The sequence below is a fragment of the Streptomyces sp. M2CJ-2 genome (assembly GCF_016757295.1).
In the GTDB taxonomy this organism is placed as follows: domain Bacteria; phylum Actinomycetota; class Actinomycetes; order Streptomycetales; family Streptomycetaceae; genus Streptomyces.
The window spans coordinates 160,676-175,783 of sequence record NZ_JAESIF010000001.1; the positions used below are offsets into that span (position 1 = coordinate 160,676).

Consider the following 15,108-nt stretch of genomic DNA (forward strand, 5'->3'; position numbering starts at 1 on the left):
ACCGGTGACTTCGCCGGCACCGGTGAAGGGCCTGATCGCCCGGGAGGTCTCCGTGGACCCGACGATCGCTCGTGCCCACCCGCACGCGGCGCCGTCCGCGACACGGAGTTCCACGATCAGGACGCCCGGCACGAGAGCCCCGTGCGTGTCACTCGTGCGCGATCGCCTCCAAGACGTTCATCCGCGACGCGCGGAGGGCGGGCAGTAGCGCCGCGGCGACGCCGATCACCGCCGCACCGATGACGACCGCCACGATCGTGCTCCAGGGGATCGCGAGCGCGGTCATGCCCTGCAGTGCCAGCACCTGGTGCATGCAGACACCCCACACCAGCCCCAGCACGAGGCCCAGCACCGCGCCGAACACCGCGATCACCACCGCCTCCAGCCGGATCATGCGCCGCAGCTGCCACCGGGCCAGTCCGATGGCCCGCAGCAGCCCGATCTCCCGGGTGCGCTCCACCACCGACAGCGCCAGGGTGTTGACCACGCCGAGCACCGCGATGATGATCGCCAGCCCCAGGAGGGCGTAGACGAGGTACAGCAGGACCGAGATCTGGTCGTGCACCAGGTCCTTGTAGTCGGCCTGGTCACGTGCCTGGACCTGCGGGTACGGGGCGAGAGCGGTATCCAGCCGGTCACGGAGTTCATCCGCGCTCGTGCCGTCGGCGGCGTTCACGTACAGCGCGGAGTCCTGCCCGCCGGGCACGTACTTCTCGACCGTCGCGATACCGAGGAACAGTCCGCCCTGCACGCCGAAGCCGTCGCCGTTCTCCATGTCGGTGAGGGCGCCCACGGTCAGCTCGGTGTGCTGCCTGCCCGGGAACTCGACAGGGATCGTGCTGCCCGTCCGGACGCCGTGGTCCGCGGCGAATCCGGCGTCCATGGCGATACCGCCGTCGGCCAGTGCCGCCGCCGTGTCGCCGCTCGCGTAGGTGAGCCGGGCGACGTCGTCGATCCGGTGGTCGTACCCGGCGGCGGTCGTCTCGATCCTCTCCCCGTCCGGCAGCCGCACCGCCACCGGCGCGAACCGCTGCCGTACGACGACGCCCACGCCCTCCGTGTGCCGCACCTTGTCGGTGACCTCCTGGGTGAACGGCTGGAAGTTGGCGTTCTGGACGACGAAATCGGCGCCCAGCGTCCTGTCGATCTGCTCGTCGAAGGAGCGGGACATGGAGGCGCCGGCCACCGACATGCCACCGACCAGGGCGAGTCCCACCATCAGTGCGGCGGCGGTGGCACCCGTACGGCGGGGATTGCGCAGGGCGTTGCGCTGGCTCATCCTCCCGACCGGTCCGAACAGGGCGGGGAAGGCCCCGCCCAGCACCCGGATCACCGGCCGCACCAGCAACGGACCGGCGACGACGGTCGCGATCAGGGTCAGCACGACACCCAGCCCCAGCAGGAGCGCCGCCGGTCCCGTTTCGGTGGACACGGCGCAGCCCGCCAGAGCGGCCGCGCCGAGCGCCCCGACGACGGAACCCACCACCGCGCGGGTCCGCAACGGCCGGCCCACCCCGGCGATCTCGGCGTCGGCGAGGGCGGCCATCGGGGACACCTCTGCCGCACGGCGGGCCGGAAGGTACGCCGCCACGAAGGTGACCCCGACCCCGACCACGTACGCCGTGACGGGCGTGCCCCACCCGATGACCATCTCCGTGGTGTTCAGGTTCATGCCGAAGACGCTCATCAGCCGGATCAGTCCGTGGGCGAGCCCGATACCGGCCGCCATGCCCAGCGTCGAGCCGAACAGGCCGAGCAGCACCGCCTCGGTGAGCACCGATCGGCGCACCTGCCGCCGGTCGGCGCCGATCGCCCGCAGCAGCCCGAGTTCACGGGTGCGCTGCGCGATCAGCATCGAGAAAGTGTTGACGATCAGGAAGGTGCCGACGAGCACGGCGATCCCGGCGAAGCCGAGCATCACGTACTTGATCACGGAGAGGAACTCGCCCAGCTCGTCGGTGGCCGTCGCGGCCTGCTCGTCGGCCGTCTCCACCCGGTAGGCGCCGGAGCCGAGCGCCTCGGTGACACGGTGGTCGACCTCCTCGGCGGTCGCACCCGGCCCCGCCTCGACGGCGATGCTCGTGGCCCGGTCCGCCGAGCCCAGCAGCTCGACGGCGGCGACCTCGGGATCGAGGAAGACGAGGGCTGAGCCCGGATTGGGGGTGGTGAAGGCGGCGATCCCCACGATCTTGACGCGGAAGGTGCCCGGCTGGGCCTGCACCGACAGGGTGTCGCCGATCGTCAGGTCCTCGGCGTCGGCGGTGTCCGCGTCCAGCACGGCCTCTCCGGCACCGTGCGGGGCGTGTCCGGAGGCCAGCTCCACGACGCTGTGTTCGTCGGCGTACCAGGTCATCGCGCGCGCCGGTGCGCCGCTCGTCGGTCCCACCGGCTCGTTGTCGCTGTCGACGACCGTGACGTTCCCGGCCCTGACGACCGGGCGGGCGGACTCGACCCCCTCGATCCCGGCCAGCCGCTCGGCGAGCGAGGCCGGCACGGTCCGGACCTGGCCGGTGGGCACAGCCGCTTCCAGGTCGTCCGGGGGCGACACGGTCACGTCGGCGGAGGTGGAGGCGAAGAGCCGGTCGAAGGTGCGGGCGACGGTGTCGGAGAAGATCAGGCTGCCCGCGACGAACGCCACGGACAGGACGACGGCCAACGCGGACAGCAGCAGCCGCCCCTTGTGCGAGAGGAAACTCCTGAGCGTCGCCTTCAGCACGGTCTCAGCCCTTGCCCGGGACCGACTCGTCGGGCCGGACGGCCCCGTCGCCGACGAGGCCGGAGGCGAGGCCGGGAGCGGGGCCGCCGTCGTCGCTCTGGGCGCGGAGCACGTCGAACCGCTTCATCCGCTCCAGCACCGCCTCCGCCGTGGGCCGCCGCATCTCGTCGACGATCCGGCCGTCCGCCAGGAACAGCACCAGATCGGAGTGGGAGGCGGCGCCCGGGTCGTGCGTGACCATCACCACGGTCTGGTTCAGCCGGTCGACGGCCTCGCGCAGAAAGCCGAGCACCTCCAGACCGGCGCGCGAGTCGAGGTTGCCGGTCGGCTCGTCCGCGAAGATCAGCTCGGGCCGGGAGGCCAGCGCCCGCGCACAGGCCACGCGCTGCTGCTGGCCGCCGGAGAGCTGGGCCGGCCGGTGCTTCAGCCGGTTCCGCAGGCCGAGTGTGTCGATGACCTGGGCCAGCCACCTCTCGTCGGGCTTCTGGCCTGCGATGTCCATCGGGAGGGTGATGTTCTCCAGCGCGTTCAGGGTCGGGATGAGATTGAACGACTGGAACATGAACCCGATCCGGTCCCGGCGCAGGCGGGTCAGCTCACGGTCCTTCAATCCGGTGATCTCGGTGTCGCCGAGCCACACCTGTCCGGCCGAAACGGTGTCGAGTCCGGCCAGACAGTGCATCAGCGTCGACTTCCCGGACCCCGAGGGCCCCATCACCGCGGTGAACCGGCCGCGCGCGATGGCCACGTCCACCGCGTCCAGGGCGAGCACGGTCGTCTCGCCGGTGCCGTACGCCTTGGTCAGGCCGCGTGCGCGGGCCGCGATCCCGTCCGCCGACGTGAGGCCGGGAAAGTGCTCCGCAGCAGGTGTGGACAAGGCCGCCTCCTCCGTCTGGAGATGTAGGGACAGGGCGATGTGGACATGCCGGCATGTGGACAGGCGAGGATCTGCACATGCGGGCGTCGGACCGAGCCGAGGCGCCTGCCACACCCGAGGCCAGTGTGACCCGCTCCACGCCAAATATCCTCCGCAGGCGCAAAACCGCCTCATATCGCTGTAAGGGGCACGTTCCATGGCGGCACTTGCCGGTGCTAGCACCTCGGCGCTAGCTTCGAGGCATGGCGAAGACCCAGCTGAACGTACGCGTGGACGAGGGCACCGCCCGAGCGGCGCGGGAGCGCGCACTGGCCCGCGGGATGAGCGTCAACCGCTACATCGAGGAACTGGTCCGGCAGGACGCCGGTGAGGTCGGCCACACCTTCGTGGAGGCCGCCGCCGACTTCATGAAGCAGTACGAGAGCGTCTTCGCCGAGGAGTTCGACGGGACGTCGCCCGCGCGGGCGACGCCGGGAGCGGGGGAGAAGAACCCCGAGGGCCCGCGCGAAGGTCGCCGCTGATCCCTTGGACGGTCTGCGCATCGACCTCGCCTGGCTGCTGATGCTCGCCGAACAGCAGACTCCCGGGGACCCCCAGGTCACCGACTGGGGAGCCCTCGTCGCCGCCGTCGCCCGCCACGAGGCCGAGATATTCGACGTCCCCGTCTACGGCAGCCCGCAGGCCCGTGCCGCCGCGCTGCTCCAGCTGCTGCTCCACGTGCCCGCGCTGGAACGCTCCAACGCCCTGTTCGCCTCCGCCGTCGCGTACGCCTACCTCGTCGCCAGCGGTCTGAAGGTCGTCACCTCGCCGGAGCAGGTGCGTGATCTGGCCCGGCTGGTCAAGAACGGTGAGGCGACCGTGGACGACATCGCCGCCGAGCTGCGCCGCTGGAGCGAGTGATCAGCTCCGGCCGGCCGGCGCGCCGGCCACCGCATCGGTCGCCGGCCGCCACGCGGTCCCCAGCACGCAGTACGACGTCGGCAGCTTCGGACCGCTCTCCGGCATCAGCGTCCTCCGGTACGGGCCGAGCTCGAACCCCGCCTCCCGCAACGCGCCCACCGGGTCGCGCGCCACATGGCAGCCACCGGCGAGCGGCGGCCACACCGTCCGGTCCAGGGCACGCTGGGTGAGCCGCATGACCCGGCCGCCGCCCCGGCCGTGCTCGAAGAACCGCACCTCGCCGCCCGGCCGCAGCACCCGCCGGAGTTCCGCGAGCGCCCGCGGCAGGTCCCGCACACTGCAGAGCACCAGGGAGACCACCGCCGCGTCGAACGCCTCGCTCTCGACCGGCAGCGCCTCCGCCGCACCCGGCGCGACCTCCACCGGGACACGGGCGCGCAGGGCGGCCTCCACGGCCAGCCGGCGCAGTACCCGTTCCGGCTCGACGGCGACGACCTCCGAGACGGTGTCCGGATAGTGCGCGAAGTTGAGACCGTTGCCGACGCCGACCTCGATCACCCGGCCCGACAGCCCGTCAAGCAGCCTCCGGCGCACCGCGGCCATGCCCCCGCGGGTCTCCGCGGTGACACTGAGCCGGGCGTAGCAGCGGGCGAACAACGGATGGTGCACGGGATCCCGCGCCACCTTCGCGGAGCCGGCGGACATGGGGCACCTCCCTGCCGTGAGGAAACCGAGAAGCCGGGGGCCGAGGACTGAGCCCCCCGGAACCGGCCTTACCGCGATTGTCCCCCGCGAGGACACCTCGCATCCCTCGACCGGGGCCCGCTACGTCCTCCGCCCCCGGCGTGCCTCCCGCACCTGGAACGCCTCCGCGTCCCAGGTGCCGTCCAGCCGGGGTGCCAGCCAGTGCGGTGCCGAGGCCCGGAAGCCGGCCGGGGCGAGGGCGGCCGCCCCGGCCGGCACCGCGCCCAGCAGCGGGACCCCCGTCACGTCCGGCAGGTCCTGCAGGTTGCAGCGCGAGGCCAGATCGGGCTCGGCGGGCCAGCTGCCGATCACCACACCCGCCGGGGCGAGCCCGCGCGAGCGCAGGTGGCAGGCCGTCAGCTCCGCGACGTTCAGGGTGCCCAGGCCCGCCGACACCACCACCAGCACCGGCGCCGCCAGCAGTGCCGCCGCGTCCGCGAGCGTCCCGCCGGCCGCGTCGAACCGTACGAGCAGCCCGCCGGCGCCCTCCACCAGCACCAGGTCGTGCTCGGTGGCCAGCTTGGCGGCCGCCTCGGCCACGTCGTGCGGATGCACCGGCGCCCGGCCGGCCCGGCGGGCGGCGGTGGCGGGCGCCAACGGGTCCGGGTACCGGGCGATCTCGGTGGCCGTGACGGCACCGGCGAGCCGTGTGATCTCCTCGGCGTCTCCGGGCTCGTCCGGCGCCACACCCGTCTGCGCCGCCTTCAGCACGGCCACCGACCGGCCCGCCGCCAGCGCCGTCGCGGCGAGAGCCGCCGTCACCACCGTCTTGCCGACCTCGGTGCCCGTGCCCGTGATCACCAGTACCGGCATGTCATCCTTCCTGAGTGGCCGCAGCCGCAGCGCACACCGCGCGTGCGATCCGGGCCACGTCCGTGTCACCGGTGACGTACGGCGGCATGGTGTAGATCAGATCGCGGAACGGCCGCAACCACACGCCCTCGCGCACCGCGGCCCGCGTGGCCGCCTCCATGTCCACGGCGTGATCGAGCTGGACGACGCCGATGGCGCCGAGGACCCGCACGTCACGGACGCCCGGCAGCTCCGCCGCCGGGCTCAGCCCGTCCCGCAGGCCCGACTCGATCCGCTTGACCTCCGCGCGCCAGTCCTGTCCGAGCAGCAGCTCGATCGAGGCGCAGGCCACGGCCGCCGCCAGCGGATTGCCCATGAAGGTCGGACCGTGCGCCAGCACCGGCACCTCGCCGCGCGAGATGCCGTCGGCCACCCGTGGGGTGCACAGCGTCGCCGCCATGGTCAGATAGCCGCCGGTCAGCGCCTTGCCGACACACATCACATCCGGGGTCACGGCCGCGTGTTCCGCCGCGAACAACGCGCCGGTGCGCCCGAACCCGGTCGCGATCTCGTCGAACACCAGCAGCACGCCGTGCGCGTCGCACGCCTCGCGCAGCACCCGCAGATACGCGGGGGAGTGGAAGCGCATCCCGCCCGCGCCCTGCACCACCGGCTCCACGATCACCGCGGCCAGTTCCCCGGCGTGCCGCCCGATCAGCTCCCGCAGACGGTCGGCGTACGCCTCCTCGTACTCGGCGGGCGGGGCCTCGGCGAACACCTGCTCCGGCAGGACCCCGGTCCACAGCTCGTGCATCCCGCCCTCGGGATCACAGACCGACATCGGCTGCCAGGTGTCACCGTGGTAGCCGCCCCGCCAGGTCAGCAGCCGCCGCTTCTCGGGCCGCCCGAGTGAACGCCAGTACTGCAGGCACATCTTGACGGCGACCTCGACGGACACCGAGCCGGAGTCGGCGAGGAAGACGTGCTCCAGCCCGTCGGGTGACATGTCGACAAGGAGCTTCGCCAGCCGGACGGCGGGTTCGTGCGTGAGCCCGCCGAACATCACATGGCTCATCCGCCCGAGCTGGTCGGCCGCGGCCTCGTTCAGCACCGGGTGGTTGTAGCCGTGGATCGCCGACCACCAGGACGCCATCCCGTCGACCAGTTCGCCCGAGCCGTCGGCGAGCCTGAGCCGCACCCCGGTCGCCGACTCGACGACCAGCGGCTCCCCGCGTCCCGGCATGGGCCCGTACGGATGCCAGACGTGCCGCCGGTCCAGCTCGAGCAGCTCGGGGACGGACAGCTCAGGCATTGGGAGCGAGATCCGTTCCGGCGCCCCGGCGGCGGACCGCGACGAGATCGGTACGCGGCCCGTCGGCCCGGCCGGCCCCCTCCGCGGCCGTCCCGGCACCCGCGGGCGCCTCCGTCTCCGCACACCCGCCGGAGGACGACGCCCCCGCGCACGCACCCGCACCCGCGGGCGCCGTACCGCAGGCCCCGCCGCCGTCGTGCGACCCGCACCCGCCCGTCCGGTGCTCGGGCAGGGTCACCTGGTCGGTGCCCTCCACCTCGAACCCGGCGTCCGCGATCATCTCCAGGTCGGCCCGTCCCGCCTGGCCCTCGCTGGTGAGGTAGTCGCCGAGGAAGATCGAGTTGGCCAGGTGCAGCGCGAGCGGCTGCATCGTGCGCAGGTGCACCTCCCGGCCGCCCGCGATCCGCACCTCGACGTCCGGGCACACGAACCGCACCATCGCCAGGATCCTGAGGCACCGCTGCGGGGTGAGGTTCCACTCCTCGGCGAGCGGCGTGCCCTCGAACGGGATCAGGAAGTTCACCGGCACCGAGTCGGGGTCCAGCTCGCGCAGCGAGAACACCACGTCGACCAGATCCGTGTCGCTCTCGCCCATGCCGGCGATCAGCCCGGAGCAGGCGGACAGGCCGGCCGCGTGCGCCTTGTGCACGGTGTCCACCCGGTCGGCGTACGTGTGCGTCGTGGTGATGTCCCCGTAAGTGGCCTCGGAGGTGTTCAGGTTGTGGTTGTAGGCGTCCGCCCCCGCCTCGCGCAGCCGCTCCGCCTGGCCGTCGGAGAGCAGACCGAGACAGGCGCACACCTCGACGCCCTCGTTGCCCTCCTTGATCGCCTTGATGGTGTCGGAGACCCGGTCCACGTCACGGTCGGTCGGGCCCCGGCCACTGGCCACCAGGCACACCCGCTTGGCGCCGCCCGCCAGCCCGGCCGCGGCCGCCTCCGACGCCTGCTCCGGCTTGAGCCAGGTGTACTTGAGGATGTCGGCCTTGGAACCGAGCCGCTGGGAACAGTAGGAGCAGTCCTCCGGGCACAGGCCCGACTTGAGGTTGACCAGATAGTTGAGTTTCACCCGTCGGCCGAACCAGTGCCGTCGCACCTTCCCGGCCGCGGTCACCACGTCGAGCAGGTCGTCGTCGGACGTCCTGAGGACGGCCAGCGCTTCCTCGCGGGTCGGCGTCTCGCGCCGAAGCCCCTTGTCCACCAGCGTGTTCAGCAGATCCATGAAAGCCGATCCTGTCCTATTCGGCCGCCGTGGCCAAGGAGGGTTCGCACAACAGAGGCGCTTCACAGGTGTGGGCATGGCCACACAAGGGTCCGCCGATCGCCCGGCTAAGGTCTGTGCATTGCCTACAAAAGCCCCGGAGGACCCATGGCGTTCGGCTGGATCGATGAGCAGGCGGAGCTGCGGCGCCGGGCCGGACTCGTACGGACCCTGCGCCCGCGGGCCGCCGACGCGCCGCTCCTCGATCTGGCGAGCAACGACTACCTGGGCCTGGCCCGCCATCCGGAGGTCACTGAGGGCGCGGCACGGGCCGCGCGGACCTGGGGCGGCGGGGCGACCGGGTCCCGGCTCGTCACCGGCACCACCGAACTGCACACCGCGCTGGAACGCGAACTGGCGGACTTCTGTGGCTTCGAGGCGGCCCTCGTCTTCTCCTCCGGCTACGCGGCCAACCTCGCCGCCGTCACCGCGCTGGCCCCGCACGGCTCGCTGATCGTGTCCGACGCGGGCAACCACGCCTCGCTGATCGACGGCTGCCGGCTGGCCCGCGGCGGGACGCGGGTCGCGGCGCACGCCGACCCGGACGCCGTGCGCAAGGCGCTGGACGGGCACGCCGGACCGGCCGTCGTGGTGTCCGACACGGTCTTCTCGGTCGACGGGGACGCCGCCCCGCTCACCGCGCTGGCCGAGGCGTGCCGGGAGCACGGCGCGGGACTGGTGCTCGACGACGCCCACGGCCTCGGGGTGCTGGGCGACGGCGGACGCGGCGCCCCGCACGCGGCCGGACTCGCCGGCGCCGACGACGTCGTCGCGACGGTCACGCTGTCCAAGTCGCTCGGCAGCCAGGGCGGGGCGGTGCTCGGCCCGGCACGGGTCGTCGAACACCTCGTCAACGCGGCCCGGACGTTCATCTTCGACACGGGCCTCGCCCCCGCGGCCGCCGGCGCCGCGCTGTCGGCGCTCCGGCTGCTGCGCCGGGAACCCGGGCGTGCCGCACGGGCGGGCGAGGTGGCGCGCGAACTGCACGGACGGCTGACGGCCGCGGGTCTTCGAGCGGTGCGTCCCGACGCCGCGGTCGTCTCCGTGCGCGCCCCGTCCCCGGAGCAGGCCGTGCGATGGGCGGCCGACTGCCGGGCGGCCGGCCTGTCCGTGGGCTGCTTCCGTCCTCCTTCCGTGCCCGACGGCATCTCACGGCTCAGACTGACCGCCCGCGCGGACCTGTCCGGGGCCGAGATCGAACGCGCTGTACAGGTGGTCGGCGAGACGCGGCCATGAGTCGGCGGGGCACGGCCGTGGGTCGCTCGACGACGGACGGTTCGGTCGGTGGTGCCGGTCGGGTGGTCGGGTCGGTGGTGCTGCCGGTCAGCGGACCGAGGCCACGAACTTCGTCCAGCTCCCGGGGGAGATGAGCAGCGCGGGTCCGGACGGGTCCTTGGAATCGCGTACGGCGAGCAGCCCGGCACCCGGGCCGGTGGCGGGCCTGGCCGTCTCGACGCAGTTGTTCGCTCCCGTGCTGTGGCTGCTGCGCAGCCACCGCACACCGTGCAGGTCGGTGCTGGAGGGAAGGGTCCGAGGCGGTACGGGCATCGTGCCTCCTTACGCGCCGGCAGCTGTCCCGGCGATGAAATCCAACGAGTCCTCGGGCGAAAGGGCGTGGATCGAAAGGGCGTTGAAAGCCTCCGAGTACACCCGGAGGTCTTCTTTCCGCTCGAGATAGAGGCTACTCGTCAAGTGGTCGAGAACCACGACATCCAGATCGGCGGTGCGCGAAAATGAGAAGATGACGAAAGGACCGGTGACGCCGATGTGCGCCCCTGCCGTGAACGGCAGGATCTGGAGCCGCACATGGGGAAGGCGTGCCGCCTCCACGAGCCGGTTCAGCTGCCGGGTCATTACGCCGGGACCGCCGACCTCCCGGCGCAGCACCGCCTCGTCCAGGACGGCGGCCAGCTCCAGGGGCGGCTCCGTCCGCAGCACGTCCTGCCGGGCCAGCCGCACTTCCACCAGCGTGTCCAGCCGCTCCTTCGAAGCGCCCTCCAGCGCGGCCTCGGTCACCGCCCGCGCGTACTCGGGTGTCTGCAACAGCCCGGGAACCACTGTGGTCTCCAGGGTGCGCATCGCGCCGGCCTGGGACTCCAGGCTGATGAAGTCCCGGTAGGTGGGTGGCAGTACCCCCCGGTACGCGTGCCACCAGTGATGCCGTCCGCCGCTGTCGTCGGACCCCGCCAACACCAGCAGCAACTCCCGCAGCTGACGGTCCGCCAAGCCGTAGGCGTCGAGCAGTAACCGCACATCGGCCGGTTTCACCCCGCTCGTGCCCGTCTCGATCCGGCTCACCTTCGACTGGTGCCAGCCCACCAGGCGGGCCGCCTCACCGCTCGTGAACCCCGCCGACGTGCGCAGCGAGCGCAGTTCGGCACCCAGTTTCCGGCGGCGTACCGCGGGACCGTGCTGCATCGTTCCCCCTTACTCCCCATGAGCCACCCGCATACGGTCTCTCGTCGCAGAGTTCACCGATTTGAGCGACAGATATATGCATATCTTGGCCGTATCGTCGCCCACACCCTGCGGTGATGGCAGTCTGGCGACGAAGCACCAGTGCGGGACCGTACTCGAATCAGCCGCTCCGTGCCGGACCGTGGACCCGTGGGAAAGGGACGACGTCGCCATGGCAGACCATCTGGAAGCATCCATCACTCTGCCGAGCGATCCGGCCTCGGTTTCCGCCGCGCGCGTCCATGTGATGGACACGCTGGCGGAGTGGGGCATGCCGGCGGACACGGAAGTGTCCGACACCGTGCGGCTGATCGTGTCCGAACTGGCCACCAACGCCGTGCAGCACACCCTCGGGCAGTCGCCCACGTTCACGGTGGACATCGCCCTCGACCACGACGAGCGGTTGCGCATCGGAGTCACCGACAGTCATCCGAGGTTCCCCAAGCGGCTCCCCGCCGCGGTCCAGCAGGACAACGGCCGGGGGTTGGTCATCATCCGCTGGCTGACCGCGGAGCGCGGCGGCAGGATGAGGGTCCGCCCCACCAGGGACGGCGGCAAGACCGTCTTCGTCGTGCTCCCGTGGGCCGTCCCGGCCGAGCCGGTCACGGCGGCGGGACGGCAGGAGCCGTAGGGGCCACGACGGAACGGCACGGCTCAGCCGCGTCGGTGACTCCCCGACAAAGCGGCGGAGGCGGCGACAGGGGGGTGTGCCGCCGCCCCGCGGCTCAGCCGACCCGGCCGTACCAGACGCTGCGGGTCCAGATCTTCTGCAGGCGCACCACGTCCCCGGTCTTCGGGGCGTGCCAGATCTTGTTCTGGCCCGCGTAGATGCCGACGTGGTAGATGTTCTGGCCCGAGTGGAAGAACACCAGGTCGCCCGCCTTGCGTTGGGAGGCCGAGACCTGGCGTGTCTTGTTGTACTGCTGGGCGGCGGTGCGCGGCAGTTTCTTGCCCGCCTTCTTGAAGGAGTAGAGGGTCAGGCCGGAGCAGTCGAAGCGGGACGGTCCGGTGGCGCCCCACCGGTAGGGCGAACCCTCCTTGGACGCCGCGACCTGGAGGGCCTTGGTGGCCGTACTCGCTGCCGCCGCCTCCGAGGCGGCACCGGGAACCACGAGCGAGCCGCCCACGGCGGCGAGGGTGAGAGCCGAGGCCGTGCCGGCCCGAGCCATGAGAGACGGGACACGATTGAGCGCGGACATGCGCAACCCTTCGTCAGCCGCCTGTGAAGGATGACCTGTCGGATTCGGGCTGGCGAAGTTGCCCGGCCGCACATGTGCGGCTTCACCCCAAGGGCTGCTCGGAACGAGAACCTCCGCTCCGGCGACCCGTCGTGCTCGGGTCCTCCACTCCTGCCGATCCACTCCTGTCGACCGGTCATCCGGGCGGCGGCAGGACTCGGCGTCCGCCCGGATCGCCCCGCCGCGGCGGCGGGGGCTTGTCGTCAGTGAGCGATCTTGGCAATGGTCGGCCCGAAATCCCACTGGAACCGGGGGTTTGTGTTGTTACTCACCACTCATCCGTTCGGGTGGACAGCGCTGCGTTCGGGGCACCGTCCAGGGTGCCGAGGAGCCCCGGACCAGCATCGGAGTACTTGATTCCGAAATGGGGTGCGCGTGGTGCGCAACCTCGGCGGCCCGAAAAGAAGTCGCGCATCTACGCCGCATGGGGGTACGTCTTTTGGTCCGTTTCGACTCAGGTGCGGACGTGACGCCGGCGCACGCCCCGTCCGGACCGGTAGGGGCGTCAACTGCCGGAGCCCGGAGGCAGGATGACGCGGGCCGTGCGTCGCTCGCCGTCCAGCACCCGCAACGCGCGGGCCAGGGTGGCGGTGTGCAGTTCGGTCTCGCCGCGCCGGTGCATCAGGGCCAGTGCGTCGCGCAGGGCGACGGCCTTGCCGACCAGTGCCTGCGCGGCACGCAGTCCCCGGTAGGTGTCACCGTCGCGGGCCGGGTTGATCCGGCCGAGCAGGTCGACGGCCTCGAGGTAACGGTCGATCAACTCGGCCTCGGCGCTGGTCAGCGCGGGCAGCGGCGGTAGTTCGGGTGGCAACATCGGCGGCTCACCTCGTGCCGGGAGTGGCCTGGAGGCCCTCGCGGCGGGTCACGATCCGGTCCGCGAGGCCGTAGTCCACCGCTGCCCGGGCGTCGAGGACCGTGTCCCGCTCGATGTCCGACCGTGCCTGCTCCGGGGTGCGGCGGGTGTGCCGGACCAGCATCTCCTCGATCCGGGCCCGAACGCGTGTCAGCTCCTCGGCCTGCACGGCCAGGTCGCTCGCCCTGCCCTCCACCGGCTCCGTCAGCACGGGCTGGCGGAGCACCAGTCGGGCCCCGGGCAGTACGTACCGCTTGCCCGGCGTCCCGGCGGCCAGCAGCAGCGCGGCTGTCCCGGCCGCCTGGCCCAGGCAGACCGTCTCCACCTCGCAGGCGAGGTGGCGCAGGGTGTCGTGGATCGCCGACATGGCGTGGAAGGAGCCGCCGGGCGAGTTGACGTAGAGGGAGATGTCCCGGCCGGGGGCCCGGTGCTCCAGGTGCACGAACTGGGCGATCACGTCGTTCGCGGAGGTCTCGTCGATCGGTGTCCCGAGGAAGACGATCCGCTCCTCCATCAGCTTCGAGTACGGATCCGTGCTCCGGCGCCCGGACGCCGTGTGTTCGGTGAACTCGGGCAGGACATGGCGGGCGAACGGTCGGGTCATGGGAGCCCCTCCTCGTGGCAGCTGTCTGTAAAAAATGTACAGGACGTACGTGACGTTATGATGGGGGCATGGCCTACGAGATTCCGGTGACGCAAGCCAGGGCTGAACTCGCCGACCTGATCAACCGTGTGGTGTACGGCGGTGAGCGCGTCGTCGTGACCCGGCACGGAAAGCCTCTCGTCGCCCTCGTGTCCGCCGATGACCTGCGACGACTCGAGCAGCTCCAGGAACTCGACGCGCGACGGGAGCCCACCGGGGATCAGGTGGTCAGCACGGTTTCCGGCGTCCACGAGGCTGCGTCCGCTTCACGCGAACAGCAGCGTTTCGGCATCGCCGCGGAACACCGCGGAACGGCCCCTTCATAGGTCACAGGGAAGGCCCCGGAAAACGGAACCGTGCACCCCCGCCGCTGCGGCGGGGGTGCACGGTTCCGTACGGGTGGGGCCGCTCAGCCCAGCGGCAGCCGCGGGAGCCGGCGCTTCTCCGCCGCCCTGCGTTCGGCGTCCTCCGCCTTGGCGACGGCCGCGTACTGGTCGACGTACTCCTGCTCGGAGAGGCTCAGGATGGTGTACATGATCTCGTCGGTGACGGCGCGCAGTATCGCCTTCTCGTCCTCCATGCCGGCGTAGCGCGAGAAGTCGAGGGGCTTGCCGAAGCGGATCACCACCGGGTGGACGCGGGGGACGACCTTCCCGGGCGGCTGCGCCTCGAAGGTGCCGATCATCGCGCAGGGAATCACCGGGATGCCGGCCTTGAGGGCCATCACCGCGACCCCGACCTTGCCCTTGTAGAGACGCCCGTCGTGCGACCGGGTGCCCTCCGGGTAGATGCCGAGCAGTTCCCCCTTGCCCAGCACTCCGAGGCCCTCCCGGATCGCGGCCTGGCCGGCGTCCTTGCCGGAGCGGTCGACCGGGATCTGCCCCGCGCTGCGGAAGAAGAACGCCGTCAGCCGGCCCTTGAGGCCGGGGCCGGTGAAGTACTCGGCCTTGGCGAGGAAGGTGATGCGCCGTTTGAGTATCGCGGGCATCAGGAAGTGGTCCGAGAACGACAGATGGTTGCCTGCGACGATGGCGGCACCGGACGACGGCACATGCTCCAGGCCCTCTATTCGAGGCCGGAAGACCAGTCGCAGCAGCGGGCCCAGCAGCACGTATTTGAGAAAGTAGTAGAACACGGCTCATCCCTCGCTTCACCAGGTCCGCTTCAGATCGGGTTCTCGCAGGTCAAGTCTATGATCCCGGGTGTCGGCCGACGCGCATCCGCAGTCATCTGCAACCGCGTTCGGCCGGGCTTGTGCTGACCCTTCGCCGACTTTACTGACATCTCGTCAGCCATGAGGTGCCGACGTCCGAAGCAC

17 protein-coding genes and 1 riboswitch are annotated in these 15,108 nt (G+C 71.6%); of the genes, 5 read left to right on the plus strand and 12 right to left on the minus strand.

The annotated features are described in order from the left end of the window. Nucleotides 1–148: 148 nt before the first annotated feature. Together JL475_RS01085 and JL475_RS01090 are read right to left on the minus strand one after the other, a co-directional pair. The gene (locus JL475_RS01085) at nt 149–2,716 is read right to left on the minus strand and encodes an ABC transporter permease (RefSeq protein ID WP_202274038.1); all 2,568 of its coding nucleotides are present in this window, start codon (nt 2,714–2,716) and stop codon (nt 149–151) included. A gap of 4 nt (nt 2,717–2,720) precedes the next feature. Continuing rightward, nucleotides 2,721–3,593 (minus strand): ABC transporter ATP-binding protein, encoded by an 873-nt coding sequence (locus tag JL475_RS01090; protein ID WP_237405856.1) that lies wholly within the window; start codon nt 3,591–3,593, stop codon nt 2,721–2,723. Between the two features lie 242 nt (nt 3,594–3,835). On the opposite strand from JL475_RS01090, the gene JL475_RS01095 reads away from it, so the two are divergent. Further along, nucleotides 3,836–4,114: a toxin-antitoxin system HicB family antitoxin gene (locus tag JL475_RS01095; protein WP_202274039.1), complete on the plus strand. Its 279-nt coding sequence runs from the start codon at nt 3,836–3,838 to the stop codon at nt 4,112–4,114. 4 nt (nt 4,115–4,118) lie between these two features. Next, a complete protein-coding gene (locus JL475_RS01100; RefSeq protein WP_202274040.1) occupies nt 4,119–4,493 on the plus strand; it encodes a fic family toxin-antitoxin system, toxin component in 375 nt (124 codons plus the stop codon). Here JL475_RS01100 and JL475_RS01105 read toward each other — a convergent pair whose 3' ends face one another. The 4 genes from JL475_RS01105 to bioB form a co-directional block, all read right to left on the minus strand. After that, nucleotides 4,494–5,198: a class I SAM-dependent methyltransferase gene (locus JL475_RS01105; protein WP_202274041.1), complete on the minus strand. Its 705-nt coding sequence runs from the start codon at nt 5,196–5,198 to the stop codon at nt 4,494–4,496. Between the two features lie 120 nt (nt 5,199–5,318). Then, complete coding sequence (bioD, locus tag JL475_RS01110) at nt 5,319–6,050, minus strand: dethiobiotin synthase (protein WP_202274042.1); 732 nt, start codon at nt 6,048–6,050, stop codon at nt 5,319–5,321. A gap of 1 nt (nt 6,051) precedes the next feature. Next, complete coding sequence (locus tag JL475_RS01115) at nt 6,052–7,341, minus strand: adenosylmethionine--8-amino-7-oxononanoate transaminase (protein ID WP_202274043.1); 1,290 nt, start codon at nt 7,339–7,341, stop codon at nt 6,052–6,054. After that, the gene (gene bioB, locus JL475_RS01120) at nt 7,334–8,560 is read right to left on the minus strand and encodes a biotin synthase BioB (protein ID WP_202274044.1); all 1,227 of its coding nucleotides are present in this window, start codon (nt 8,558–8,560) and stop codon (nt 7,334–7,336) included. Before bioB ends, JL475_RS01115 begins: the two co-directional genes overlap by 8 nt. A 147-nt stretch (nt 8,561–8,707) precedes the next feature. Here bioB and JL475_RS01125 point away from each other — a divergent pair, with 147 nt between their 5' ends. Continuing rightward, the gene (locus tag JL475_RS01125) at nt 8,708–9,835 is read left to right on the plus strand and encodes an 8-amino-7-oxononanoate synthase (protein ID WP_202274045.1); all 1,128 of its coding nucleotides are present in this window, start codon (nt 8,708–8,710) and stop codon (nt 9,833–9,835) included. Between the two features lie 87 nt (nt 9,836–9,922). Here the strand turns inward: JL475_RS01125 and JL475_RS01130 are convergent, their stop codons facing one another. Both JL475_RS01130 and JL475_RS01135 read right to left on the minus strand, forming a co-directional pair. Then, a complete protein-coding gene (locus tag JL475_RS01130) occupies nt 9,923–10,147 on the minus strand; it encodes a DUF397 domain-containing protein (RefSeq protein WP_202274046.1) in 225 nt (74 codons plus the stop codon). A 9-nt stretch (nt 10,148–10,156) separates the two neighbouring features. Next, nucleotides 10,157–11,017 carry a helix-turn-helix transcriptional regulator gene (locus JL475_RS01135; protein WP_202274047.1) on the minus strand — a complete coding sequence of 287 codons (861 nt, stop codon included), beginning with the start codon at nt 11,015–11,017 and terminating at the stop codon, nt 10,157–10,159. A 211-nt stretch (nt 11,018–11,228) separates the two neighbouring features. Between JL475_RS01135 and JL475_RS01140 the strand changes: the two genes are divergently transcribed. Beyond that, complete coding sequence (locus JL475_RS01140; protein ID WP_202274048.1) at nt 11,229–11,687, plus strand: ATP-binding protein; 459 nt, start codon at nt 11,229–11,231, stop codon at nt 11,685–11,687. A 94-nt stretch (nt 11,688–11,781) separates the two neighbouring features. Here JL475_RS01140 and JL475_RS01145 read toward each other — a convergent pair whose 3' ends face one another. The 3 genes from JL475_RS01145 to JL475_RS01155 all read right to left on the minus strand — a co-directional run bounded on the left by JL475_RS01145 (nt 11,782) and on the right by JL475_RS01155 (nt 13,751). Further along, nucleotides 11,782–12,255 (minus strand): C40 family peptidase, encoded by a 474-nt coding sequence (locus JL475_RS01145; RefSeq protein ID WP_202274049.1) that lies wholly within the window; start codon nt 12,253–12,255, stop codon nt 11,782–11,784. Between the two features lie 3 nt (nt 12,256–12,258). Next, nucleotides 12,259–12,467: riboswitch (cyclic di-AMP (ydaO/yuaA leader) on the minus strand. Nucleotides 12,468–12,799: 332 nt separating this feature from the next. Further along, nucleotides 12,800–13,108, minus strand: coding sequence for a hypothetical protein (locus tag JL475_RS01150; protein WP_202274050.1), 309 nt, complete (start codon nt 13,106–13,108; stop codon nt 12,800–12,802). A gap of 7 nt (nt 13,109–13,115) precedes the next feature. After that, nucleotides 13,116–13,751 carry an ATP-dependent Clp protease proteolytic subunit gene (locus JL475_RS01155; RefSeq protein WP_202274051.1) on the minus strand — a complete coding sequence of 212 codons (636 nt, stop codon included), beginning with the start codon at nt 13,749–13,751 and terminating at the stop codon, nt 13,116–13,118. A gap of 68 nt (nt 13,752–13,819) precedes the next feature. On the opposite strand from JL475_RS01155, the gene JL475_RS01160 reads away from it, so the two are divergent. Then, the gene (locus JL475_RS01160) at nt 13,820–14,116 is read left to right on the plus strand and encodes a type II toxin-antitoxin system Phd/YefM family antitoxin (RefSeq protein ID WP_202274052.1); all 297 of its coding nucleotides are present in this window, start codon (nt 13,820–13,822) and stop codon (nt 14,114–14,116) included. 83 nt (nt 14,117–14,199) lie between these two features. On the opposite strand, the gene JL475_RS01165 is transcribed toward JL475_RS01160, so the two are convergent. After that, complete coding sequence (locus tag JL475_RS01165; RefSeq protein WP_202274053.1) at nt 14,200–14,925, minus strand: 1-acyl-sn-glycerol-3-phosphate acyltransferase; 726 nt, start codon at nt 14,923–14,925, stop codon at nt 14,200–14,202. Between the last annotated feature and the right edge of the window lie 183 nt (nt 14,926–15,108).

What these genes read in the sequence shown, in the direction of transcription:
- JL475_RS01095 (WP_202274039.1), top strand. Translation starts at nt 3,836, where the DNA reads ATGGCGAAGACCCAGCTGAACGTACGCGTGGACGAGGGCACCGCCCGA.
- JL475_RS01105 (WP_202274041.1), bottom strand. Translation starts at nt 5,198, where the DNA reads ATGTCCGCCGGCTCCGCGAAGGTGGCGCGGGATCCCGTGCACCATCCG.
- bioD (WP_202274042.1), bottom strand. Translation starts at nt 6,050, where the DNA reads ATGCCGGTACTGGTGATCACGGGCACGGGCACCGAGGTCGGCAAGACG.
- JL475_RS01115 (WP_202274043.1), bottom strand. Translation starts at nt 7,341, where the DNA reads ATGCCTGAGCTGTCCGTCCCCGAGCTGCTCGAGCTGGACCGGCGGCAC.
- bioB (WP_202274044.1), bottom strand. Translation starts at nt 8,560, where the DNA reads ATGGATCTGCTGAACACGCTGGTGGACAAGGGGCTTCGGCGCGAGACG.
- JL475_RS01125 (WP_202274045.1), top strand. Translation starts at nt 8,708, where the DNA reads ATGGCGTTCGGCTGGATCGATGAGCAGGCGGAGCTGCGGCGCCGGGCC.
- JL475_RS01130 (WP_202274046.1), bottom strand. Translation starts at nt 10,147, where the DNA reads ATGCCCGTACCGCCTCGGACCCTTCCCTCCAGCACCGACCTGCACGGT.
- JL475_RS01135 (WP_202274047.1), bottom strand. Translation starts at nt 11,017, where the DNA reads ATGCAGCACGGTCCCGCGGTACGCCGCCGGAAACTGGGTGCCGAACTG.
- JL475_RS01140 (WP_202274048.1), top strand. Translation starts at nt 11,229, where the DNA reads ATGGCAGACCATCTGGAAGCATCCATCACTCTGCCGAGCGATCCGGCC.
- JL475_RS01145 (WP_202274049.1), bottom strand. Translation starts at nt 12,255, where the DNA reads ATGTCCGCGCTCAATCGTGTCCCGTCTCTCATGGCTCGGGCCGGCACG.
- JL475_RS01150 (WP_202274050.1), bottom strand. Translation starts at nt 13,108, where the DNA reads ATGTTGCCACCCGAACTACCGCCGCTGCCCGCGCTGACCAGCGCCGAG.
- JL475_RS01155 (WP_202274051.1), bottom strand. Translation starts at nt 13,751, where the DNA reads ATGACCCGACCGTTCGCCCGCCATGTCCTGCCCGAGTTCACCGAACAC.
- JL475_RS01160 (WP_202274052.1), top strand. Translation starts at nt 13,820, where the DNA reads ATGGCCTACGAGATTCCGGTGACGCAAGCCAGGGCTGAACTCGCCGAC.